Source organism: Ruegeria sp. BC7 (assembly GCF_056539165.1).
Genome location: NZ_JBQFUL010000001.1, coordinates 17,827 through 41,127, shown reverse-complemented (window position 1 = coordinate 41,127; position 23,301 = coordinate 17,827). Strand labels below are relative to the sequence as shown.

General features: G+C 50.4%; 16 protein-coding genes and 1 pseudogene. 6 read left to right on the top strand and 11 right to left on the bottom strand.

Going from position 1 to position 23,301, the window contains the following annotated elements:
• Window positions 1–163: 163 nt before the first annotated feature.
• The 5 genes from ACR0KS_RS00160 to ACR0KS_RS00140 form a co-directional block, all read right to left on the bottom strand.
• Window positions 164–3,361: a helicase-related protein gene (locus tag ACR0KS_RS00160; protein ID WP_170756904.1), complete on the bottom strand. Its 3,198-nt coding sequence runs from the start codon at window positions 3,359–3,361 to the stop codon at window positions 164–166.
• Window positions 3,354–5,201, bottom strand: coding sequence for a phospholipase D family protein (locus ACR0KS_RS00155; protein WP_480693078.1), 1,848 nt, complete (start codon window positions 5,199–5,201; stop codon window positions 3,354–3,356). Before ACR0KS_RS00155 ends, ACR0KS_RS00160 begins: the two co-directional genes overlap by 8 nt.
• Entirely contained in the window at window positions 5,191–6,360 is a 1,170-nt protein-coding gene (locus tag ACR0KS_RS00150; protein WP_480693077.1) for a DUF6361 family protein, read from the bottom strand. Before ACR0KS_RS00150 ends, ACR0KS_RS00155 begins: the two co-directional genes overlap by 11 nt.
• Before the next feature lie 168 nt (window positions 6,361–6,528).
• Entirely contained in the window at window positions 6,529–6,702 is a 174-nt protein-coding gene (locus ACR0KS_RS00145; protein WP_480693076.1) for a hypothetical protein, read from the bottom strand.
• A 292-nt stretch (window positions 6,703–6,994) separates the two neighbouring features.
• Complete coding sequence (locus ACR0KS_RS00140) at window positions 6,995–7,414, bottom strand: hypothetical protein (RefSeq protein ID WP_480693075.1); 420 nt, start codon at window positions 7,412–7,414, stop codon at window positions 6,995–6,997.
• A 163-nt stretch (window positions 7,415–7,577) separates the two neighbouring features.
• Between ACR0KS_RS00140 and ACR0KS_RS00135 the strand changes: the two genes are divergently transcribed.
• Window positions 7,578–7,973, top strand: a complete 396-nt coding sequence (locus tag ACR0KS_RS00135) for a hypothetical protein (RefSeq protein ID WP_170756900.1) — start codon at window positions 7,578–7,580, stop codon at window positions 7,971–7,973.
• Between the two features lie 630 nt (window positions 7,974–8,603).
• Here the strand turns inward: ACR0KS_RS00135 and ACR0KS_RS00130 are convergent.
• Entirely contained in the window at window positions 8,604–10,688 is a 2,085-nt protein-coding gene (locus ACR0KS_RS00130; RefSeq protein ID WP_480693074.1) for an AAA family ATPase, read from the bottom strand.
• Window positions 10,689–11,323: 635 nt separating this feature from the next.
• Here ACR0KS_RS00130 and ACR0KS_RS00125 point away from each other — a divergent pair.
• From ACR0KS_RS00125 to ACR0KS_RS00115, 3 genes are all read left to right on the top strand, one after another.
• Window positions 11,324–12,754, top strand: a complete 1,431-nt coding sequence (locus tag ACR0KS_RS00125; RefSeq protein ID WP_170746479.1) for a hypothetical protein — start codon at window positions 11,324–11,326, stop codon at window positions 12,752–12,754.
• 109 nt (window positions 12,755–12,863) lie between these two features.
• Window positions 12,864–13,802 (top strand): metallophosphoesterase, encoded by a 939-nt coding sequence (locus ACR0KS_RS00120; RefSeq protein WP_170746480.1) that lies wholly within the window; start codon window positions 12,864–12,866, stop codon window positions 13,800–13,802.
• The gene (locus ACR0KS_RS00115) at window positions 13,789–14,082 is read left to right on the top strand and encodes a hypothetical protein (RefSeq protein WP_170746481.1); all 294 of its coding nucleotides are present in this window, start codon (window positions 13,789–13,791) and stop codon (window positions 14,080–14,082) included. Before ACR0KS_RS00120 ends, ACR0KS_RS00115 begins: the two co-directional genes overlap by 14 nt.
• Before the next feature lie 336 nt (window positions 14,083–14,418).
• On the opposite strand, the gene ACR0KS_RS00110 is transcribed toward ACR0KS_RS00115, so the two are convergent.
• Both ACR0KS_RS00110 and ACR0KS_RS00105 read right to left on the bottom strand, forming a co-directional pair.
• A complete protein-coding gene (locus ACR0KS_RS00110; protein ID WP_480693073.1) occupies window positions 14,419–15,027 on the bottom strand; it encodes a hypothetical protein in 609 nt (202 codons plus the stop codon).
• Between the two features lie 176 nt (window positions 15,028–15,203).
• Window positions 15,204–15,319, bottom strand: a pseudogene (locus ACR0KS_RS00105) (integrase core domain-containing protein); the annotation flags it as partial.
• A gap of 163 nt (window positions 15,320–15,482) precedes the next feature.
• Here ACR0KS_RS00105 and ACR0KS_RS00100 point away from each other — a divergent pair.
• Both ACR0KS_RS00100 and ACR0KS_RS00095 read left to right on the top strand, forming a co-directional pair.
• Complete coding sequence (locus ACR0KS_RS00100) at window positions 15,483–16,499, top strand: hypothetical protein (RefSeq protein ID WP_480693072.1); 1,017 nt, start codon at window positions 15,483–15,485, stop codon at window positions 16,497–16,499.
• A 13-nt stretch (window positions 16,500–16,512) separates the two neighbouring features.
• Window positions 16,513–16,914 (top strand): hypothetical protein, encoded by a 402-nt coding sequence (locus ACR0KS_RS00095; RefSeq protein WP_170746485.1) that lies wholly within the window; start codon window positions 16,513–16,515, stop codon window positions 16,912–16,914.
• Window positions 16,915–17,214: 300 nt separating this feature from the next.
• Here the strand turns inward: ACR0KS_RS00095 and ACR0KS_RS00090 are convergent, their stop codons facing one another.
• Genes ACR0KS_RS00090 through ACR0KS_RS00080 form a run of 3 tightly spaced genes read right to left on the bottom strand, consistent with a single transcriptional unit; the run spans window position 17,215 to window position 23,299 of the window.
• Window positions 17,215–20,682, bottom strand: coding sequence for an SNF2-related protein (locus ACR0KS_RS00090; RefSeq protein ID WP_480693071.1), 3,468 nt, complete (start codon window positions 20,680–20,682; stop codon window positions 17,215–17,217).
• A gap of 11 nt (window positions 20,683–20,693) precedes the next feature.
• The gene (locus ACR0KS_RS00085) at window positions 20,694–22,034 is read right to left on the bottom strand and encodes an EH signature domain-containing protein (protein WP_480693070.1); all 1,341 of its coding nucleotides are present in this window, start codon (window positions 22,032–22,034) and stop codon (window positions 20,694–20,696) included.
• Window positions 22,031–23,299 carry a hypothetical protein gene (locus tag ACR0KS_RS00080; protein WP_170746488.1) on the bottom strand — a complete coding sequence of 423 codons (1,269 nt, stop codon included), beginning with the start codon at window positions 23,297–23,299 and terminating at the stop codon, window positions 22,031–22,033. The genes ACR0KS_RS00085 and ACR0KS_RS00080 overlap by 4 nt, the downstream gene beginning before the upstream one ends.
• Between the last annotated feature and the right edge of the window lie 2 nt (window positions 23,300–23,301).

Here is a 23,301-nt window from a genome sequence, read left to right as displayed (position 1 = left end):
TTTGAACAGGAACACCAAATAATCGGTTCGTGACAGACGATAGCTTTCATCCCCCAACGCCTTGTGACTTCTAATGTTGGACAAGTTTTTTTCAAAACCTCCCCGCCCATTTGTCGGTGGTCGAGTTCAGGCTGCGTGGTTGAAGCGTCAAGTGAAACAATGCTCATTTCTGGCCTGGCCTCAGGCTTATTTGTAGCGCGCTAAGATCAAGGTCATCGAATGTTCTGTCAGCTCTTTCCAAAAAAGACAGGAGATCATCTTGCCGCGGTTGCCCAAACGCGAGTCGGTAAAGCGCAACGGATCGCTTAAGCCAACTCAGCAAATTTGTCTCGCGGCTGAACGGTAAAGAGAGAACATAACGTTCGATACTGGTTCTGCCATCGAGCAGCCAAAATGGTTCAAGGTCTCCCGGTCGGCTGGCATGTTTATGGGCAACAGAAAACATGAAACGCCATGGGTCAGAGATCTCCCGCTCCTTCAGCGCATAAGCGTAGCGCTCTGCGAGATTCAACCTGACGGCGTGGTTCTTGAAGCGGTGAATACGGCCTTCCCGTTGCTCGAGATCCACCGGGTTTGCCGGCAGGTTCCAGTGTACCAGCCGATGGCAGTACGGATGAAAATCAAGGCCTTCCTGACCAACTGATGTGGATGCCAAAACGAAGGGTCTGAACGGCGAGTTGAAAGCACTTCTGACAGTGTCAGTGCGTTGCACAACCCCTTCTTCCTGGCCCTTTTGCAGCAATCGGGTTGCAAAGCGACCGCGCATTGTGAGCGCACGCTGAACATCAATTCGATTGGTATGCGCCGTGTAGCTTTTTATATCGATTTGTGCTGGTTTTAGCGAAATTGCATCTTCAACAGCTTCAGCAAGGATCGCGACAGCCGCACCGGGTTCGGTATCTGCCAATCCTTCCGCTTCAGGAAGCGTATGAACATATTCGTCCATTACCGATTGCAAGTCGTACTCGACGCAATAATGAAGCACGGATTGCCAATAGACTTCATCCGTTTCTCCACGAAGCAATGCCTGACTTTCGGGTTGATTGAAGAGGCTACGAAAAGCCATACCAATCCGCGTGGCAGCGCTGAGAATATCAGGGTCATCAAGTGGTAAGTCGGGTGCAATGCGGCTGAGGGATCTAAGCGCGCATGTTGCCGGACTTCCAAGTGCAAGATCACACAAGTGATCCAACAACCTCTCCTGGTCCGGGTTACCTTGCAAGTCAAAAGAACCCGCGGCATCACGCAAGGCGGACAGGTGGTCAAGCCATGCGACCTGACCGTCCTCACGGATCAGATCTCCAAAGTTCCCGTCTTTGGAAATCCAATCGGCAAAACCTTCCTGCTCAAAATCCAGCGCGGCCGCGCAGGCCCAATCCCATGTTTCGGCACGGTCTGAATATATATCATGGCCAAGTTCAAACCCGGAGCCAGGGCTGGCTTGTTCATGCAATCCAGACCGGTGAGGAGGTCGAAGCCATCCTGTGATACGTCGGGCAAAAGGCAAAAGCGCGGGTCGAACAGCCTCCCTCATCTCTTTGGAACTCTCAAGCTTTCGCCCAGAACAAAATATCTTCAGGGGATCTACCGCCCGCGCCAAAGTCGGGGACGCCACCACCAAGGGCAACACACGCAACCCCGTCAGCCTATCTTTGCTTCGCCTGAAACTAAGAAGTTGCGGGTGTCGTGCAGAATAGCCGCGACCAAGCTTGGCCATGCCCATAGCTCGCTCGCTTTCGTAGGAAAGCAGTGCCGCAATGGCATCAGGAACCATGGCCCATTGAGAAAAAATCAAGACCTTGCTGGCGAGAATACGAGACCCGAAATATGGCAAGCTTGGGGGCATCCACAAGCGTCGAGCCATGTCATCGCGGAACGCAATACTTTTTAATGCACGTATCCGACCGTTGTTTTCAGGTATTGGCTGGTACGTTTCAACAGCTTTGGGATCAATTTGCGCCGAGGAGGCATCGCGAATGGCCGACAACAACTGGGGCGATGGAGTGTCTTTTTGCTCTTCGAGCTTTTGTCCCAGTTTGTATTCTCGCAGGAAGCTCAGCAAGTAAGGCGCGGATTTCCAGTATTCGACGGTGTTCGGTGCTTCCGCGGCATCGGCAACGCGGGCAACAGCGCGTGCCTCTATCAGATCTTGAGCCTCTATGGTAACTGGTACTTTGACGTCACGCATCATGGCATCGCGGTCTTCGGTCTCCGAAACTCGCTCGGTTCTGGAAATAACCCGCCGCAGGGTAGCTTCAATCCCTGTCTTGACTTCAAGTGCCTTGTCGAAACTTGCAGGCAAGCTTTGCATTGCAGATCGGAAACGTCGCATTTCCTTCTCCAGTTCCACGCGGATTTGCTCGCCATGCTCTGCTCCAAAGAGGAAGCCCAGAACATCGAGAAACTCTGCGTAGTGATCTCCGGAATCCGCCTCGTCATCACGCAATGACAACATTTTGTAGGGCGTGGCCGAGAGTAGCAGGACTTTTGCCTGGTTCCCGTCGGGATCAACGGCGTCAAAGAGTTTTTGCGCCAGTTCAGCAGCTTCGCTGTCACCATGCAACAATTCGGTGAAACGTTGAAATTCATCCAAAACGATTAAATCGGGTTCCAAAGCCTCCGCACTCTCGCGGGCGAGGATCGTGCGAAATTCGCCAACAAGCGCTTCCCGACGTCGATTTAGATCCGTGTCTTTATGGCGAAGTCCCTTGTAGGCCTGTGCGCAATCTTCAAGATCACTCAACAATGCAGGGCGCTTTTGAACCGCAGCTAAGAAGCGGTCTTCGATTTGCGGCTCAATTCGTTGTGCATCAATCCACTTTCTTGTGGAGCGCCATCCATGTGGGCCCGCATAACCTTGCAACATTTTTGCGACCGCGCGACGGTCTTCAAGCAGAGGCCAGATCAGGCGCAGAATGAGCGCCCGCTCTTGCTTCGTTCCGCCACCCTGCTTGAGATCCAGCGAAGTACCGGGTGTTAAGCTGAAGAAGTTAACACCCTCACTATTAATTCCACCAGCGCGCGCAAGCTCCAACGCCAACATTGTCAGCCGCGTCGGTAAAACACGCGTGCGTTCGCCACCCATAACGTTCAGGCGAGACACGTTTTGTTTTGCGATTGCCCCGTTCGAACAGATGTAGACAACGTCGATGCGAGGGACCGTGTGCTGCAATGCTTCAATTGTTCTGGCGATAACTCCTCTTGCAACCATGGTTTTTCCCAGTCCGACTTCGTCGGCGACCAGAAAATGGCGTACAGAATCCGGGTCAGTCAGGAGCCGGGCTGACACGTACTCAACAGTTGCTCGCTGAAAGTGCTTGAGCGGGCGTAACGCATTCTCTGCATTGAAGATTTCACCCACTTTGCGACACCTCTTCCGAAATCACTTCTCGGAACGTTTCCCAAAGCGAAATAAACTCAGGAGGAATGACCGCGTCCTCCTCGGACGCGGTATCGCCAAGGCGGGTCACCAAGCGCTCGATATCGTGCAATTGCCTGCCGTCTCCAGACAGTGCGCGTACCATGTTTTCCAGGATCATTGCTTCCCGACTGCTTCCAAACCCAGCTGAGAACCCAGCACCGGAACCAGCGGCGAACAGAGCTTTTGCCGCTTCTGAAACATCACCCAGAAGCAATCGTATATACCTCAGAAATGCTTCACGGTTGTCGATGATAGAGCGCAGGATTTCAGCAGTACGGGTTTCAGGCAATCCTTCCAACTCGGTGCCGAGCGTGAAAACCTGTTCAAATCCGGTGTCCTTGTCTCGAATGCATACGCCAATCCAGCGGGTGACATCCTTCAAAGCAAGATGACCGAGCAAGCGAGGTTTCTTATCCAAGAATGTCAGATCGACGCCATTGTTGCTTCCGGTTACGAGAGGCCAGATGCGTAATCCGATATCGCCTGGAAAAAACATCTGGTTCTTTGCAGCAAGATGCAAAGCAACTCGGTTTTCAGCCGCTTCGCCGCATTGAAGGACCAATTCTGATTTGACGAGTTCACGCCGGAATTGGTCTAACTTGAGATCTGCGGCCTCTTCATCGGCAGTATCCGGAGGTGTAAACGGCGCGAAATCCCGAAGAAAGCGACCCAATCGTTCGGGCTGGAATTGATCGTTGATCGATCCAAGGTGGCGCGTGTATCCGGAAAGGGTCGCAAACACTTCAACATTGTTGCCGGTTAGAAGAGCCGCGTTTGTGGCATTCCCGGATCCAATAGTAAGTTCTGTGCTTGAGTAGCGTTCGGTCATGAATACCTTGGCGTGCAGACCACGCGCAGGCACACTACTGCGTTGCAACCCTTCGGTCTCTTCACCATCTTCGGTTTCAGCGAGCTCGTCCAAAACCATAATTTTACCGAAACGTTCCAGGGTTTGTGGTTTAAGCAGGGCCATTTCTTCGCCGCGCCCCAACAGATAGGCTTTTGCCGGATCGACAAATTTAGCCAGTTCCATCAGAGCGCTGTCGGTCATGAAAGGTGAGATAACGCCTAAAGAATTTCCAATACGCGGGCGCCAGACCTCATCTGACAGCCCATTGACCGCGAAGGATATTTTTCGAATATGTTCAGGGTTTTCCCAGCGCGTCGTTCTTAGATCTGAGCGCAGTTGGTGAACAATTTCAACCGCCCTTTCTGGAGCTGAACGACCTACGGCCAGTTCTGGGAGTGCACCAAGCAGCTCGATCAATGCAGAGTTGACTTCTGACACCTTCTCTCCTGGAGCGCCATCAAGGCAAAGAGACATGTCCCAGGATGCATCTGTCGTCAGGTTTCTCGATAAGAGTGCAAGTCGTAGACGTGGTTGCCCACGGCCATCAATTGGTGTGAAGCGCAAAATCCAGATCTTTGGGTGAAAGGCGCCCCCCCGGGGAGCAACAACCTCTGTTACAGTATCTTCGAGCAACGCCGTCAGCCGGTTTGCGCCTTTGGGGATCGCTTTAATCCGACCGGCTTCACAGAAAATGGCGATCCGGGTCGAAAGGCGTTCCAACCCTTCAAGCAACGCAAGAGGCGTGTCCAACGTTTGCTGGCGATTTTCTGCGGAATGAAGCGCCAGCGTGGCGGGAATGACCAAAGCGGTTTCAAAATCAAGCGTATAGGTTGTGGCTAAGGCAATGTCGATCTCGTACCCGCTCGGGGCTCGCAGAATCTCCCCGTATAGCGCACGATTCTCCGGATCCAAGGCGGTTCTATCGTGCATCGGCAATGTCTTTCAGATGGTTAGAGACTACAGGATTCCAACGGTAGTTCAGAGGCGAAGTGCCAGATGCGCCACTCCAACGAGAGAGTGCTCCATCGTTGCGGAACCGCGATTTCACGCCCTTCAGTCTGGTCTCCCGGCTCCGGATCAATGATCGCGCAACCTGATCCTGAACAACCTCGCCGCCAGTACGGACAACAATCGCACGCCATTCTTCGACAAAGCGACGGGTTGGGTGCTTTACATCGTGGGATGAATTGCGGGAAAGCGTCCAGAGATCATCAAGATCCCAACCGGAAAAAAGACCTGCCGGCGTTTCTGTAGCCCAAAGCTGAAGGCGTACCTGATAATCCTCGACTTTATTGTGCCAATCTGATTCTGCGGTTCCATGCATCTCAGCGGCCCGTTCAGATAGCATTAGGTTGTAGAGAAGAGATGCGCCATGCATGAGCTGCGAGAACCGCTTTGCATGATCCACCAAGGTGCGGATTGGAGCTGGCCAATTTTCACGTTGAGGATGTTGCCAGATCATTTGACAGTCGGATGCGCCTTCTTGGCGTGCAAGCCAGGTAAAGAGGCTACCGGGCGCTTCATCAGTCAAGCGATCCCTCAAAAACCCGGCCTCCTCCAAAGTTAACGCGAACGTCGTTGAACTGTCTTCTGTCGCAAGAAAACTTTCCGGGGCGGAGGGCAATCCTGCGGCCCATAATCCGCTTTCCTCTCCTGGCGCGGCTTCAAGGCAAGCCGACCGGCTTCCTTGAAAGCGGCGGATACCTAGAGTTAGAAGGCCCGCCCAGTAAACATCACTGGGCAAACGCTTAAGCTTCTCACGGGCTTCGCTTCCAATAACGTTGCGTGTTTCACCCCCGCGCACCAACGCTTCAATCAGCCGTGTTTCAAGTGCTCGAGCCAAATCTCGACGAGCTGTAGCTGACCCGGCTTGTTGCCCCGCGATTTGATAGATCCAGGGAACGAACAACATGTAGCGTATTCTGGTTTGGATCGTGCTTGTGCCGGGGAACATCAAATCAGACAATGCATCACGGACAGAACCAAGGCCGAGTTCGTCGCGACTTTCTTCACTGTCAAACAAGTCCATGATCCGCCGCGCACGGTCTCGATCCGCCTGATCAAAATCTATCCAGGCCAGAAATGACATCTGAGAAAATCCTTTTAAATCTGTTTCTTTACCGGGTGGTGGGGGCTTTGCGGAATTGATTAGAAAGCAGCCCTCCGGTCACATAGACGATGCCTCCAATTGGATCGTGGAGCAGTTCGGACAGACTGTTCCAATGATCTGAACCCTGTCCGGCTATTGGGCCGCCCTTCATTTCTTAGTCTCACTATCTGCGGCCAGACCAAGCTTGACGAGCTCGCGAATTACCTTTGTTCGGGCTCGAATCTTGTTTTGGAAACCCCAGGTATCAATGGCATCAATCTCAGACTGTGGCAGGTAAATGTGCAAACGCACTCTTTCTTCACCTTCGGTGTCATTTGTCATGTTCGCCTCCGTTACATCAGGGTGGTGGAAAATTCCCTTTGTGTCAAATGGGTCATTGACACAAACGCAAAATTTTAACACAAAAGACCCACTTAGCACAAAACTGGAGGCGCTCATGTTTGAGTTCATCAAAGTAGCGTATCACCAACTGCACATCGCGGCGGTTATCATCCATGTCGTGCTCGTTTTCGGCGAGCTGCTCCACGTCATTCCTCACGCGTAAAGGAGCCAGACAATGATCCAGTGCCTTCAGATAACAGGGCCGGTGCAGCCACAGGTCTTTACCGTTCAATCAACGCCTTGATGACCTAACGCGCGGCAACCGTCGCAATTTTGGCTGCACCGGCTCCTCAATTTCCCTAGTCTCCAAAAACTTCAGCAGGAAGAACTTCGTGTTGTCGGCTTGCCTACACATCCAACAACCAATTTCATATTCCTTTGCCTCAAGGGTCACGGTGCCAGACAGGTGAGGTAAGCGTTCGGATTTTCGGTTTTTCAGAACCGTCAGTCTCGCTTTGTGGGTTATCCTGACGCCTGATCTTCGTTGATGAATTTCAATATCGATGGCGGCTTGGGAAGGCAGCGTGACCTCGACAGTCGCTGTCGCGAGATACTTTTTGTGACCAAAGTCAAGAATGCCCAACCACTGTGAGTTTGATGACCCTTTGTGAACTCCGTTTTGAAAGAGTTCTGCAATTCCAACTTCTGACATACGCCATGCTCATTTTATTCGAAGAGCAAATGTCATTCGACTTGCAAAACACAACGCACGGATGGTTTCGCAGTTGATTTGTAAATTGCGTAACCCCGGCAAACTCTTTGATTACGCACAATACAAGTTGTGTCGCTAGCACACTGAGCTGGAGAAGACCTGCATGAAGAAAACAAAATACCGCCAATCGGAGCCAATTGGCCTGCGCATCGATCCAAACTTGAAGCAGCTACTGGTCCAAGAGGCAAATGCACAAGGGGTATCACCAACATCCTGCGCACGTCAGATTCTTGCCCAAAGCCTGAACTATAACGTTAGCCTGCCGGCTCAAACGTCACCCAGACGTCATCCCAGGAAGCCTGTTTCTTCCGACCTACAAAAAGCGGTCGCGTTTCTTGCGTGCATTCAAGATGTCCGCAGTGAGTTACGCGCCATCTCGCGGTCACTTCGACAAAACCAAGCACCCTGGTCGCAAAAGCTAGCCGCGATTTTAGCTCTCAAGCAAGTCAACATAACTTTGTCCCGGCTGCAACACAGCCTGATCGGAACGAAGGAATGATCATCAAGTCGAGCCGCGTTCGAACGGAGCGCACAGCCGCAATAGCAAGGTATCTGACCGCGCGGGGCACAAATGAACGGATCACGTGGCAATCGGGTTCGCCTGAAGATATGCAGATAATGGGAGAAATCTCAAAGCTCGCTGGCAAATCCTTTTCCGTCCGACATGTCGTCATCTCACCTGGCGAAAAGACCAGCAATCGAGACCTGGTAAAAATTCTTAGAGAGATATGCCTCGAGTATAATGTGCCATCGGCCGCTGCAAATCGCCTATGTGTTGTCAAACATCAAAAGGCTCGAACCGGTTCTGACTTAAATGTGCATTGGCACGTCGCGCTTGCGGAAACAGATACTATTTCGTTGCGAACCATGGAAAGCTCTTTCAGCCGAATTCGGGACGAAAAGCTCTCCAGAATTGCTGAACTCGTCTTGGGTCATTCCGTAACGCCAGGTCGATTCAACAAGGAGATTTACCAAACCCTGTCCCGGGAGCGAAAAGACCTGGACCTCGAACCGTTTCGGCAGGCCCTACAAAGCGAATGCAGGAGGGCCGGGTTGGAGTATTCCAACTGGCTTTACGTTCGCCGGATACGAAAAAAGCATGCACCTCAGAGTGATCCGGATGTGTTCTCTACACCGTCACCGCGGAACATCCTGTGGGACATGTCCCCGGAGCTTTGAAACCTTTCAAAACTGTAGCCAAATCTTGTTCTACAAGCTCACGCTCAGACATCAGCCTTCTAGCCAAAAACTCAACCGTGTTGCGTTGAGAAACTAGGATAGTCCGGGCCTGTCGCTGCGCGGCTTCCAAATGCGCGATGATCCTCTTTGCGATATTGGTATCTTGCAACAAGGCGTTCAGGTTTTCCTCAGTAACAGGCCTCCAAATCAGCGGCTCCTGCCCAAACCCGTGTTGTGTTTCCAAACGAGCGGCCAAGAGCGTCGCTTTGCTCAAGTCGCTTTCTCGTCCGCCCCCTGCGCCGGTGGATACGGAAGAGAGCATTAAATCTTCGGCTTCGCGCCCGGCCAACAAGGTGGCCAATTGAGCTTCCATCTGTGGCAGTGTCGGATTGGGATGGCTTTCACGAAATGTCACAGAGCCGCCGTGATTTCCAACTTCTGCGCGCAGAGGCACGCCCAGACCTAGCTTGAAACCCACAACGCTGTGCCCCGCCTCATGGTAGGCAATCCTCGCGATGTCCTTTGGAGCGCTTTGGGGAGAAACAATAGTCGCCGCCTCCAAAAGATCGTCGTCGCTCAGATCCCGACCGTTTCGGCGTGCAAGACTTCCGGCATGCCGTACAAGCGCCGCCGCATCCGCACCGCTGCAACCAACAAGATGTGTGGCCACGTCATGCACCGCGGTTTGCGAGACAATGGACCCAGCATGGTCGGACAGAATTGCCGCGAGAGCGGCTTTGCCGGGCAACTTCAATGCAACTTTGAGATCAAATCTTCCGGAGCGCACAAGTGCGCGATCAAGTTTTTCGGGATGGTTGCAAGCACCAATAACCAAGACGCCTTGATTTTTTGTAACCCCGTCCATCGCCTCCAGGAGGCCATTCAAAGCGGCGCGTGTGTAATTCGCATTCTCTCCAGTTGCGGTCGCGCGGTCTTCAAAAGAGTCAATCTCATCAATGAAAAGCACGGAAGGCGTACGCCTGCTCGCATCGTCGAAAGACCGGCGCATCGCGGCTAGGAAGTCTCCAAGGTGGCCATGCCGCTGCCAATCAGAATAACTGGTCGCGATGAAATGCGCACCAATCTGTTCCGCAAGCTTACCGGCGAGAAACGTTTTTCCCGTACCTGGAGGGCCGTACAACAAAACACCTCTTGGAATATTTTCCCAGCTAAGCTCGCCGCGGCCCCATGCCTGCATGTCAGCAGCTAGTTGCTCCAATAGAGCTCTGCTTGCTCCCAGCCCCTTCACCTCGTCTAACGCCTGGTGGTTCGAAGCGGTTACATTCCCAGCTGCGAGACTTGAAATCTTCGCGGCCATTTTCTGGAATTCAGCGGGTCGCACGGAAACTGCCAATTGATCCGGGGTAAGGAGTTGCAAAGCGTCGTCGACAGGCAGTTTGTGGCTGGCGATTTTAAGTGTTTGATCAGGTTCTTTCCGATGGATTACCTGGTGGAGTTGCAAGACGACTTGTCTGGAGACTTTTGCTAGCCGCACAACTTGTGACACTGATGACCTGAAGGGCGCGGGAATGGCTTCCACATCCCGGACAACACAAACAATAGGTTGTGCATTTGAAATGCCGTCCTTGAGGGTGTTCTGGAATTCTTTGTGCCGACTAATGGGATTTCGCGAAGAGTTGCTGAATCTGTCGGTCAATACCGAGACTGCTGGCAGGTATCTATGAGCCCTACGCATTGCAGGAAGTAGTCCACTTTCAAATGCGTCTGCTACATGCTCAATCCAATCCGCGTCAGGTGTTTCAATCACCGTTACACTGAACGGATCAAAAAGGGAGCCCACCAGTGCTGCGGGCTTAGCCTTTTGCGAAACAAAAAACAGGATCAAAGCCGCAGCTGAGTGAATATTCAGCGATGACCTTTGCTTCAGCCATTTTACACCCGGCTCGTTCTCTTCAACTTCTTCTGTCCAGTCAGACGAAAATACATCGCCAGTGTCGAGTTCTCGCAAGGCTTCATCAAACCAGCGGTCTAGTTCAAGTGTATTGGTGAAAGAGTCATTTACAACACACGTCACTGTGCATTCCTTTTTCGCATATATTCTGAAACAGCAGGTAGCGCACGCAATACGAGCGCCAAAATCAGCTGAGAGATATCAGCTGTGCCAACGCGTATGCGCGCAAATCAGAAGGCAATGCGAAACAGGACAAAGAGATCTCCAAAAAGGGCTCTCAATCTACTATTATTTTTATTTATTATCAAGCGCAAAGCTTGAAAACTTTCCGATCTATTTTGGCTTCAGGGTCAAGACAGCGCTGATCGCTTAAAGGTTGGAACGTGCGCTGGAAAAGAGTACTCGAGAGCTTGACTGAAACCAAGCACGAGCTGGTTCTATGGATGCCCGGGCGAAAACAAAATCAGGTGCCTTCAGACTTGCTTTGGCTATCACATTCAGTTCAATCCGTTTATAGAATGGACCGTGCTTGAAGTAGCACATTGGCGGGAATTCAAAACTTTTCGGCGCCACAAAAAAAGCGACCCCGCCTTCCCGATCTCATATTTGATTTGAACTTGACTGACGCGAGACACCATGTTTCCGGCACCGCCCATCCGGTGATCCACCAGTGAGCGATCCAAACCGAGAGGCACCGCCAGTGTCGTGCTTCGCAGGTATCAGTCGTTGTTAGATTTAGCTTGCCGGAAGGAAGTCGCATGCACCTAAAAACAAAACATGAAATCGCGACACTGTTTGTATTAGCTGAAAAGACCATAGACCATAACGGAAAACGTGGATTCTTTGGCAAAGACAAAGGCGCTGAAGCTGCGAAGTTGATGATAGACCAATTGGATCGCGTTGTGAAAATTGCGCTTCAAAACGGCGATCTACAAGAAGCAAAATTTACCGAAATCATGAACCTCGTCAAAAGGGGTACAGAACACGCGCGAATTCGTGATGATGCAAGTCACGTTTTGGCACGCGTGATTGCGAACAGGTGCGGTTTCGATTTTGACCAGCTGTTGGAGCAAAAAAAATCTGAAGAAACAAAAAGGATTGCTGAAGAGATCGAAGACGCTATCGACAATCTGGTAGAGTTTGCCCTTGCTTTGTCGGACGGAGACAAGAAACGTATCGAGTATTGGGGCGAGCAGCGGGACTCGTCCTACGACACTTTGTGCCGTTACAATGTAGATGAAAAGGAAATCGAGCGTCGCGTCGCAGAAGAACTAGCAAGCGCGCAGGAAGCAATCCGATTAGAAAACGAAACCCGTCGCGCACTTAGGACACTGACCTATGCCCGAATGGAATTGCAAGCCGATGACCTCGACACGAGTACAAATGGGCAGATTGAGGCGTTGCGGTTTCTACGCGAAAACGGTGTCACCGGCCAAGAACTTGAAGAAAAGATTCAAGAGACACGGGAGACAGTTGTCGCCGCAGCGCAGAGCGTACTTGAGGATTTTGACGCTGAGACGGTTATTGATAACGCGATTTTTGACATCGCTTATGTCGAATATGGAAAGAAGACCAACCAAAAACTGGATGAACAGGACTACAAAGATGTAATAACTGCGGTCGAGACACTTCGGCGCCTTAACGTAAGTGAACAAGAGGCGAAGCTACGCACTGAGGCTGAGGTGGAGCGACTAATGTCTGACGATGCCCAAAAAGCGGCTATTCACGAGAGTGAAGTTAAAGCAGAGCGCGAAAAATTCGACGCCTCCGCCCTGGTTCTCGCAACCAACCGACGAGCGGTTCAGACCGCCAACCGAACGCTGCCTTCTCATGAGCGCGTGAAACCCGGGCCAGAAACTGACGTGCAAACACCTGAAGGTCGCGAAGCAAGCGAACACCTTCTCGAGTATTTCACGCCCGAACAAGTAGAAAAACTCATTGAAGTTCAGTCTGGCGAACTTTGGTACTCCGAAGCACTTGAAAACGCTCGAAAGTCTCAAGAGGAATATTGGGGAACCTCTGCACATGAGGCTTCAGAATTAACAAGAGAGCAAATATCCAACATGCGCTTTGTTGGGCATTTCCCTCCGCGACCGGAAGGTTATCCGCCGATAGCAACGTCTGTAGATTTCTGCTTCTATATCGATCCTTCAAAAACCCGGAAGCCTATTAAAAGTTGTCCCAACTAAAACCCATAAGCGCGCTACTTTGGCAATGTAAACACACCTAGGCCTTGCGAAATAAAAAACGACCATTTGTTTTGCCTGCTTCAACTGATTGCAGCAAAAAGGAATTCGAATGTATCACATCATACCGGACATACACGGGCAGGCCGACAAGTTAGATGTTACTCTGGCGCAACTTGGTTGGAGAAAGTCAACGGCTGGCTGGCAGGGTCCTAGCCCGGCTCATAGGATCATGTTTCTTGGAGATTTCATCGACCGAGGCCCTGAAAACAGGCGTGTCCTTGAAACAGTACGGTCGCTAATGGACAGCGGGAAAGCCGAAGCCGTCATGGGTAACCATGAGTTCAATGCAATCCACTTCCACACAGAAGTAGATGGCAAGCCTTTGCGAGAGAGATCGCGGAAAAACACTGGCCAGCACAAGAGCTTTCTTGAAGAGTTCCCGATAGATAGCTCTGAAGCTCGCGAAGCAATCAAATGGATGATGACACTTCCGTTGTTTGTGGAGAACCAACAATTCCGAGCCGTTCATGCGTGCTGGTATTCCCCGGCAATTGATCTCTTGAGGTCCGAACTTTTTAACTCACGTTTGACCGACGAGATGTTGCAGCGCCCTTCTTGGCAAGACGGAGATATCTGGGACGCGTTGCAGTGCGTCACGTCCGGCGTCGAGTTTGAATTACCAACGGGTCACTCTTTTTTCGACAAAAGCGGATATGAACGACATCATATTCGAATGGGTTGGTGGCTATACGGCGCTAAAACCTGGAAAGAGGTCGCCCGAAGCGTACCTGATGCCTCTAATTTGCCGGACGGCGAAATTCCCAGTAGCGCCGCAAAATTTGTATACCAAGACACCAAGCCCGTCTTTTTTGGGCACTACTGGTTAACTGGTACGCCAATTATCGAGGCGCCCTATGCTCTTTGTCTCGACTATTCAGCAGGAAAAGAAGGGCCGCTGGTGGCATATAGGTTTGATCCGCAACAGTTGGAAAATGACGTCCGGAACATCTTTAATCCTGTAACGGATTTGAATCATGGACAAGGTTGAAAGCATGAGTGAATTTCCAAAAGCTGGCCCGGTTAGCGTGATAGTCGAGTGGGGTTACGACCTTCACGAGATTGTTCTAACGAAGAGAAATTGGTCATTGATACTACGCGGCAAGCCGCTTCGAATTCGCTCGCGTGGCTATTACGAAGGCGCCTGCCAATGGGAGTACTGGAATTTCGCTGGTGGTCTAGACGGAGCGCTTTTGGTTGAGTACGGCGAGAATGGCGCGGTAGGGTTTGAAGGACACCTAAAGGACGCGATTGTTAAGGCCACCGAGTAAAATTAATTTGACCCAAGGTTAAGCGGAATGAGTTAAAGGCGAAAAATGGGTCGTACGAAAATAGCGAGTCCTCTAGGAATATTCGATGACAGTTTCCAATGAGCCGGACGACGAATTGACAAAATTCTCAACTTGGATACCCAAATGCCGTCAGCCAAGCGCCTTGGTAAATGTAGCGCTGCATAAAGAACAAGTTGCGTTAAAAGGTAGAATTTAAGGGCACCCACCGCGGGCAGGGTCGCAACCCTTTGCGACAGATGTCCTGAAATCTTCATGCCAACCATAGCTCTTGCTGCAACTGTAGACTTCCGTTTTTAAGCCCAGAGCCCAAGGCTGTTAGATATCTCCAAGATCACCAAAATCATGCTCTCCACTGAGGAATCCGTTCCCGAGGTTCCATTTGTGAAACCCTGACGGTAGGCGCTGGTTGGATTGAACATATTCTTCCAAAAAAGCCCTAATTCTTGTTCTTTCAGAAGGGCGATGTATCCCGGCAACTCCTCGCGTAAGGTGACCATCAAGTTTGGCACAGTATTCTTCGATTTTTCTTTGAAAGGGCTCAATCATCAGAGCCCGGCCCTGACTCTCTTTTCGTTTTCGACTCTGCTCTCTTCTGAGCAGTAACGCTTCTCCTCGGCGAAATTGGTCGGAAAGCACAGTATCAAAAGGCAGTAGCGTCTCTGCAATCTTGTCGATATCAAATTCTGACAGCCGCTCGCCGATGTCCTCCAGCATTTGACACAGTCCATGGTACAGGTCGGCTCCACGACGTAATCCATCGACCGTTTCAAGGTGGATTTCATCCGCCTTGTCCTCAGGATCGACCATTTCTTGCTTTGCTGACAGCGAGTAAGTCGCATTGTCGTGCCGTTCAACTATGAAGCTCCATGACCATTCCTGCCCAACCATGTTTCCATTGGAAAACCGAAGAACTTCTTTTTGCATCGCTCACCTTTCAATTCAGACGTGCCAGGTTCATCCACAATGAATAAATGGGCACCCGAACCTGCCCTCTAAGTTTAATATTTCACGCGCATCAGACGGGACTTCTTTACCGGCGTACTAACTATAACTACGCGGTGCGACACTGAGAGGCCTCTTTTGACTGGTCCAATTTGATGTTAGTTCATCATTGGCCTGTGATCCATCGGGATGATGGTTTCAAAGCTGGTGGGCGATAGCCCAGAGCACTGTGGGGCCGCCTTGTGTTGTAGTGTTTCCTCCATTGCTCTACTCGCGAAGTGGCTTTGGAGCTTGAGAAACAAGGATTTGCTCTAGAACCCAACGAAATATCCGTCAAAACTCGCCAAGTCTTTGTTCAACTACGCGAGCAGGGTGACGCCTAGGACGTCGTCCCAGTATTCTTTTAAGAAGAGTTCTCCGAAGGAGTGAATCAGAATATGGACTGGTTTCAAAAGATTACAGGTTTTGCAGAGCAAGGATACGCAAAAACGCGGTCACTCCTGTCAATACACGACGGATATCTGGTCTCTGAAAAAAGTAATCGAAAATGTGCAGTCGGAAAGCTGACTTTAACTAGCCTTAATACTCTTCGAACATCAGTGCCGCGTCCCTGCGATAGGGGTATGCTTAAAGTCACAAATGCGAGCGCCGATGTACGCGAACTCCATAGCGTTCCAGAAAACAATGGGGCGGTTTTTCAAGTAGCCTCTCAGTTCAATATGCTGGAGATGATAGACCCTGATATAACGCCAGAGGACGGGGTTACGCGATATCAGTTTGACAAAACTCAAGGCCCTGCCTGCGCAATAGCCGGGGGAGCCGCGACAATATTTAGGAATTACTTCGCGCAAGTGGGTGAGAAATCCGGGCAGACCGCAACTAATCAGCTCAATGGATTAGAAGGGCTTGCTGCCACACTTGGTGATCAATTGGGAATGAATAGCGACAAGATATTGCCTGTTCGAAACGGCTATGCGTTGCCGTGTTACGATTCCTTGGTTGGCATCAACCGAGGCTTGGAAAGCTTGAACGCACAAAGCTTGAGGAATTTGGAGGGAGCTCTGGAGGTTGGTGTTCACGTTGATGTTGAGGTGACAGATCAGACGAGTTCGAACCCCAACACCGTAACGCAAGTATTCTGTTCGGCTATGCCCGTTGGCTATTCAAACGTTAACGCATCCCTTTGGGAGCCGCTGGCTCGATTGATTTTGAACTCAGCATATGAAGCCACGCTTTGGGCCGGGCTAAGGAACAAACTTGAAGGCCGATCTCAACGTGTGTTCCTCACTCGCCTTGGCGGTGGGGCCTTCGGCAATCGAGATTCTTGGATCGACGATGCCATGAAAGTGGCACTCGCCAAGTTTCGCGGCAGCGGTTTAGAAGTGATTATTGTAAGTTATGGTGAGCCGCCGCAATCAATGCTGGACTTGTCGCGAGAATTTGGAGGTAACTGAAGTGTCCTGGGATATGTCGTCTGACGAAAGCCGCAACGGCGCCTTCAGGAACCTATTGAATACGGTTGAACTCGACCTCGAACGTCGGGCGGAAGAGCTCTGGTCAGTGTTGCCTGAACCCAAGTCGGAAAGTGCAGCGGCTATCGCCAAAAAACTTGACCTAGAAACGTCCGGCAGAGCTGTCATACAAGACTTGCTTCACCTAATGATCGCAGAACACGCGGAATTTAGGAGAAATTTGCTAGTAAAATTTGGCGCATACGCGGACGCCAAAGGCGTGGGAACGGGAATGCAGATTGATAACCGGGAGCAAATGGCATCGCATCTTGCAGCACGTCGCATGGAAGCTCGTTTGACAGGACGGACACCTCCAAGCGACTTCGATGGATTGGTTGAGGATTGGATGAAAGTCTAAATGAGCGAGCCTTAAGTTCCAGCCGCCTTGAATTGCATCCAGGACAAGACGGTAGCTGAGAGGGCGACCTTGGTGGAATTGAACCAACTCATCCGTTGCGATTGATCAAAAGAAGCCCACTCAGCACACGCCGATCAATAATTTCGGCTTGCCGTGGCTTTTAGTGAATGGCTGACGACGCTCCAATTGATCTTCAGTCAAGCAGAATAGTTTGGTCTTTAGCAGCTCTTGAAACTCAATGGCTTACCTCGCAGAGCCGAAATGCGGGCAAGCAAATTAATGGCCGCCCAACCTAGTAAATCAGACTATGTGATTAGGCCAAAGTGCAAGTCTATGGCGATCAACTAAAATTACGCCATTTTCTTCTGCTAGTTTCCGTGCTCCTGTTGTGAAACCTTCTGCATTGGTTATGACAACTCCAATCGACCCTTTATCCGTGGGATATCGTGTTGCAGCGTGCAACACCTCATGTACAGGTTTTTCATTTAAGTAGCGCTCATCCTGATTGGTGAATTTACACTGGACCAGAACAACATCTCCTCTCTCAATATGTTCCATGTGTAGATCGAGACCGCCGTCACCAGTTGCCGGCGTATCAGCGACTCTCCATATTCCGACGGACTTGGCCGTATTTCTCGTCCAAACCTCGAAGGCCTTCCAATCGAGGCTATCTATCTGAGAAATATCGAACTTATTCTCGTTGGTTAATCCGCTGATCATAGCACTTTGGTCTGCATCAAAATCTTCAACCGGCATCAAAATATCGCGAAACAGCTTTCGCTTTCGGATCATTATGTCGTTCAGAATGCAATCAAAACTCGCGCGTTGATGATGCGGGTGAACGGCAATAGGGATGTGGATAGTTACATCACGGTCCTGACCAATTCGATATATGCGGTCGTTGCACTGTTCCTCGATAGCGGGATTCCACCAGCGCGATAAGTGTATGATGTGTGTCGCGGCAGTCATGGTGATCCCAACTCCCGCAGATTTCGGGGACAGAATTCGAATGTCAAACAAACCATCCCCACGCGTGTTTTGGAACTGTTGGACGATCTCGCCGCGTCGACTTGGCGTCGTTTGCCCGTTGATGATTGGAATATCGGAAAGGTTATATCTTCTCGACAATAGTCGCCTGAGCTGATGTTGCATCTGATGTGTTTCAAGAAACAACAACACCTTTTCACCTTTCTCACTCAAGCTGTCTAATATCTTCAAAGTCTGCGCAATTCTTGCAGACCTTTCGGCTAAAACAGCGAGAGGGTCTGGATCATCATCCAATTGATCAAGACTGCCAGGATACAAGGAAACCGTTCTCAGCTGATGTAGGACTTTGAGGGCCTTACCTCGTGTCTCGCTCCGGAGTTTTGGAAAAATCATGTCGTACGCCTGAGCCTGCAAAGTCGGCATTGCTTCAGGGTAAAAGCGATAGTTCTTAAGCGGCAATTCGGCGACAGTTTCGCTTTTCATTCTACGGATACCTAGCGCAGGCGCTGCGAGGTCGTCTTGAGTTTTGTAATAGCCCACATCAAAGATCTGTTTATTTAATTCGCGGTATTTCGGCTCTGTCGCGTCCTTATACTCGCCGGCGAAGTCCTTCAGGCTACCGAACGAGCCTGGTGCCAGAGTATCCATAATGGCCCACAGCTCCGTAATTGAGTTTTCTACCGGCGTTCCTGTAAGGCCAATCTGAAAGTCAGCTTTAAGAGACTGAGCTGCGCGATGCGCAAGTGTGGTAACATTCTTGATTGCCTGAATTTCATCAAACACGACGGCTCCAAAATCGATCTTTCCAAACTCTACTTGGTTTTGAGCCAAAGTCGTGTAAGTCGTCAGAACCCATATCAGCTTGTCATTTGGGTTTGAGAGGCCTTCAAGGCCCAGGTCCAAGTACTCAGAACCATCATGTGCAACACGTTTCAGATTTTTTAGTCCGGAGCCATAGGCATCAATTCTCGTGCCCAGTCCAAACTGACCGTCCATATGCGTTTCAACCTCATGAGACCAGTTTCTCAGAAGCGTGGTTGGTGCCACTACAAGGAGGGGCTTTTTTTCCAACGGCGGTGCCGCCTTCATGTTCTCCTGAAGCCAAGCCAGGAAAGACATGGTCTGAAGGGTCTTTCCGAGCCCTTGGTCGTCAGCGTTTAGTATTCCCGGCAGCCCACCAAGATATGCGTCCACCTGCCAATCCATCGAAGTTTCTTGGTGGCTCATAAGCGACGTCATTATTTGGGAGGCCCGGTTTTGACTTGTATATCGCTCTCGGGGGAAAACCTGCCTACGATATTGTTCCTCTTCAAAATTGTCTTTGACTAGGAGAACGGTGTGCTCGCCTGGTTGCTTTGGAGGGTTGGCTCCCCCATCCGGAGTTTCTGGTGAAACCACAGAGACAAGCTGTGACAATACAGATTTGACCGCTTCGGTTGCCGGAATCTGTCTGCCGTCGAACTTCACTGTCTTTTGTCCGGCTTCGATGGCCCGCTCGATGTCCTGGCGAAGGTTGTCTATTTCCTTCGGTGGGATGGTAACAAACTCATTTCCCAGATAAATTCCGAACTCCTCTGGCTCCCACGAATTGGGTTGTTTCTTTATCCAGGGGACAACTGGTGGCTCCCAAAGGCCAAGACCTGTCACTCGATCAGAGTATTCACGTGTTTCAACAAAAACCGACGAAATGAGCCTTTCCAGCTGCTCTTCTTGTATATCATCGGCCAAGTCTTCGTTTGAGGTAGACTGAATTTGCTCTCTATAAAGTCCAACAAGAGCCTTGGCTGGGTTTCTTGCAAATTCTTCCCGCTCTTCGGGCGGCGCAGCCTCCAGAGATCGAATATGATCCACCGCCGGAAATAGTGTGTCGTCAATTAAGATGTACTCGCCGGAGGCTAACAAGTACGTACGCTTTGCGGAAGCCGATGCGAAAAAACCTTGGCTCGGGTGGCTTTCAAAAACGACCCGCTCTTCGTTATTTAACAGACTATCTTGTTCACTGATTGTCTTATTTTGCGAATCTGGGCATCTCTCAAACAATACCGGAGTGATCTTGTACCCACTTTCATTTTTGAATTCGACCGACACTGAAAGCGCTCGTGCCATGCGAACTTTGAATTGGGAAAGCGCACCTTCAAGTTTCACTTGCAGTTGATTGCTTTTCTCAGAATCGCTTTCTTCGACGCCAATTGACGAGAAGTCCTCTTCTAAATTGAGGCTCTCGTTAGTTTGCGTTCCATTGATCAAGGAAAGAATGTCCGCGACTAGATTGACTCGTTCCTGAACGTTGCTCTTTTTGTCATCTCTCAACTCTTCGAGGCGTTCCAAAATGGTGAAGATTGGATTAGGAATTACCCAGTCCTGTCCTTCTGCCCGTAAGATGGCGCCGAAGCGTTTTGCGAGAATGGGGCGACCTTCAACTTGCCAAATTGGAACAACCTGGAAGTCATTGCTTGCAAGACTTCCTCTTTGTTGCAAGCTGAACTGAAACTCTGGATTCGTAGGTAAATTCAGAGCTGCTAGTGTGTTGTTGCTCAACTGAGCCAGCATCGCATGCTGGATAGTGATCACGCCGTCGCTCTCGGCGATCAATCCCGGCTCTGCTTCTTTGAGACGCAGCAATTCAAAATATGCGAGCGCACCCGACGCTCCCGAAGCTTTTGACCACTCACGCAAATCAGTTGGTGTCAACTTTCTAGACATGCCGAAAAGACTACGGGTCTCTTCTACGAACTTGATTTCCACACCATATTTGGAACGCTTGAATTCAGTCTTAAACACTTCTCACCGACCTACTTGTTTCGACGTATGTAGTCCCGAGTTTTTTGCATCCAGCGATTGTTCACATCATGTGTGAACGCTTCGTCACAACCTGAGGCTGGCACCACCAATTGGTGGTATTGATAGTCTCGAAGGCCCAGGTTGGGACCTCTACTTGACTGATCTTTGAAAAATCGAACTTTGAAACTGTGGGTTCCTTCGACGACGGTTAGACGACCAATTCTCATAATAAAATAACATTTTTCTCCACTATCGCTGATTTTTCCATGAGTTTTGAAGGTCGGATCGCTGTATTGCTTCGCCAAATTTTGGGCGATCCTTTGACCGTCCCAGTTCAACACAACCCATGCATCATCTATGAGATCGTCTTTGTCTGCCTCCATCCAGAACTTTCTACGCGGTTCCCACATATGGCTGCCCTCAAACCGGTCGATAATATCGAAGAAAACTTTGAGGGATTTGCTCGTCAACCAACGCTTGACGATGGCCAGAGCTTTGTCAGATACACCAGACCACGCCGGCAAACTGACTCTGGGGTCATTATAGGTGTCGACCAAAAAACGCTCCAATTGATCTCTAAGCGCAGCAGGTCCTCCTTTCGCAAATGGGAGCACTAAGGCGTCAACACCTTCAGCCCTGCCTATCTCAGCTTTGGTTTGTTGGTCAGGTCGTAGCCATTTCATTACTTTGTTGAAAGCTTCTTCATCGAACGCGTTTAGTTCGCCGGACAGCTCTTCGAGCATCGCCTTGAACGCCGCGAAAAAGAACCCTTGCGCATGAGGAGACCAGGCTCCGAGCTGCTTAAGTTCCGTATACGGATTGGCGGACTTTGCCATGCGCGACCCTAATTGAAGATGACCGACGCTGGCATCAAATACATCAACACAATCAAGGAGTTCTTTTTGTCCTACGAAGTTTTCGTTCGCTTTAGACTTAAGAGTTTCCTTTAGTTTGATAGCCCTTGGTGTGTTAGAGCCATATGTCAGTAGGTACGCGTCTAGTGCAGCACGGCAAAAGTTTTTCCTGTCTGTAACCTTGAGGGTTTCCAACAGGATTTCGCAGACTTTCTCCCATCGGTTTTCTGACAAGTCTTCACTTGAAAAGAAGGACCGCAGTAGGTCCGATGCTTCGTGCCAAGGATATCTGTCCCAGTTATTGCTGGAGTATCGCGTCTCAAATTCCGTCAATCTCTCCGCGAGATCCGTTGGACTGGAACGCTCTGCCCCAACTCCATACATCAATTGAAAACGCTTTACCGCACGCTCGAGATTGACAGTGTTGCCGCCTCCGTCTCTCAGTTCAGGAGGTGAATAACTTACGAGAAGATCGGACAGCTTTCTAGGTTCTATCATTCGCCCACCGACCTCTGAGCTGCATCCTGAACCGCAGCCACGAGCTGCTTGGCCTCACCCAAATCCTTGGGCGTAGTCATGATGAAACGAAGATCGATCCGGCGATTAGCATCGCGAGCGCTGGATGTATCTTCGAATTCCACGGGGCGCGTGGCAGCATACCCCGAAACAGACAGGACAGGTTGTCCAGGGATTGACTGTTGATCCTTCTGATTGAGAACGTAGTTGGCATTTAGGTAGGTGCTCAGCGCTGGGCGATGCAGTACAAATTCACGATAGGTGGTAGCCGCACGCTTGGCTGAAAGATCCAAATTGTCACGAACGCTGCTCGATGGTCTTACAGGAATAGCGTCTGTATGTCCTTCTATCTGGATGGCCTCAACAATTGACAAATGTTGATTGCAGCTCTCATCGATGGTCGAGAACTCCCCCAAAGTAAAACAACTCAACTCTTCCGCAAGAATATCAGCGACCAACTTCATCCTGTCCCTGACCTGTGGTGTAGGTTCGAAGCTGGCGCTCCGAAAGCGGATGACGTTTTCGTCAAATCTAATTACGCCACTAACTTCGTCCACTTCTACCTTGATACCATTTTCGAGCAGTCGCTCCTGAATTGTGGAAAGCAGCCGCCGCCGTGTCTCTGAAATATTCGCCAAAGTATCCGACAGACGTTCTTCAGATTGCCGACTTTGCTCCAATGCAGCCACGACCTCTCGCAGCCTTTGATTGTCCGCCCTCAGCGCAGCAATCCGATCTTCCAATGTGGCATCACCGTCGAGCTCAAATTCTAAGGTTGCAATGCGGGCTCGGAGCGTCTCATTTTCATCTTTCAAGCGCGCATTCACTGCTTTGAGATTGTCAATCTCCACAGTTGCAGCGGCATAAAGTTCTCGGATTTTGCTCTCGCTGGCCAAAATATCCTTCAATCGCTGTTTAAGAATGTCATTCTCGCGAAGCAACTGCGCGACAAGACTGGTTTTTGCCTCGAGGGCGCTCTCCAGTTCCCCGACGCGTTGCCTCAGCTGTTCGTTGGCGTTCGTTAGAACCGCATTTTGGTCCGTCAAATCTGCAATTTTCTCATCACGAACTGACACTTCTTTATCGAATCTTTCTCGTGAAACCGTGTCTTGATCAACAAATGACTTTGCGAAAAAAGCCATCAAGATCATCACGATGAATAAGATAGAGATCATCAAGTCAGTCATCGAGACGAAAACCGACTCTTCTTCTTCCTCTCTTTGGTATCGACGGGTAAGAATTGCCATGA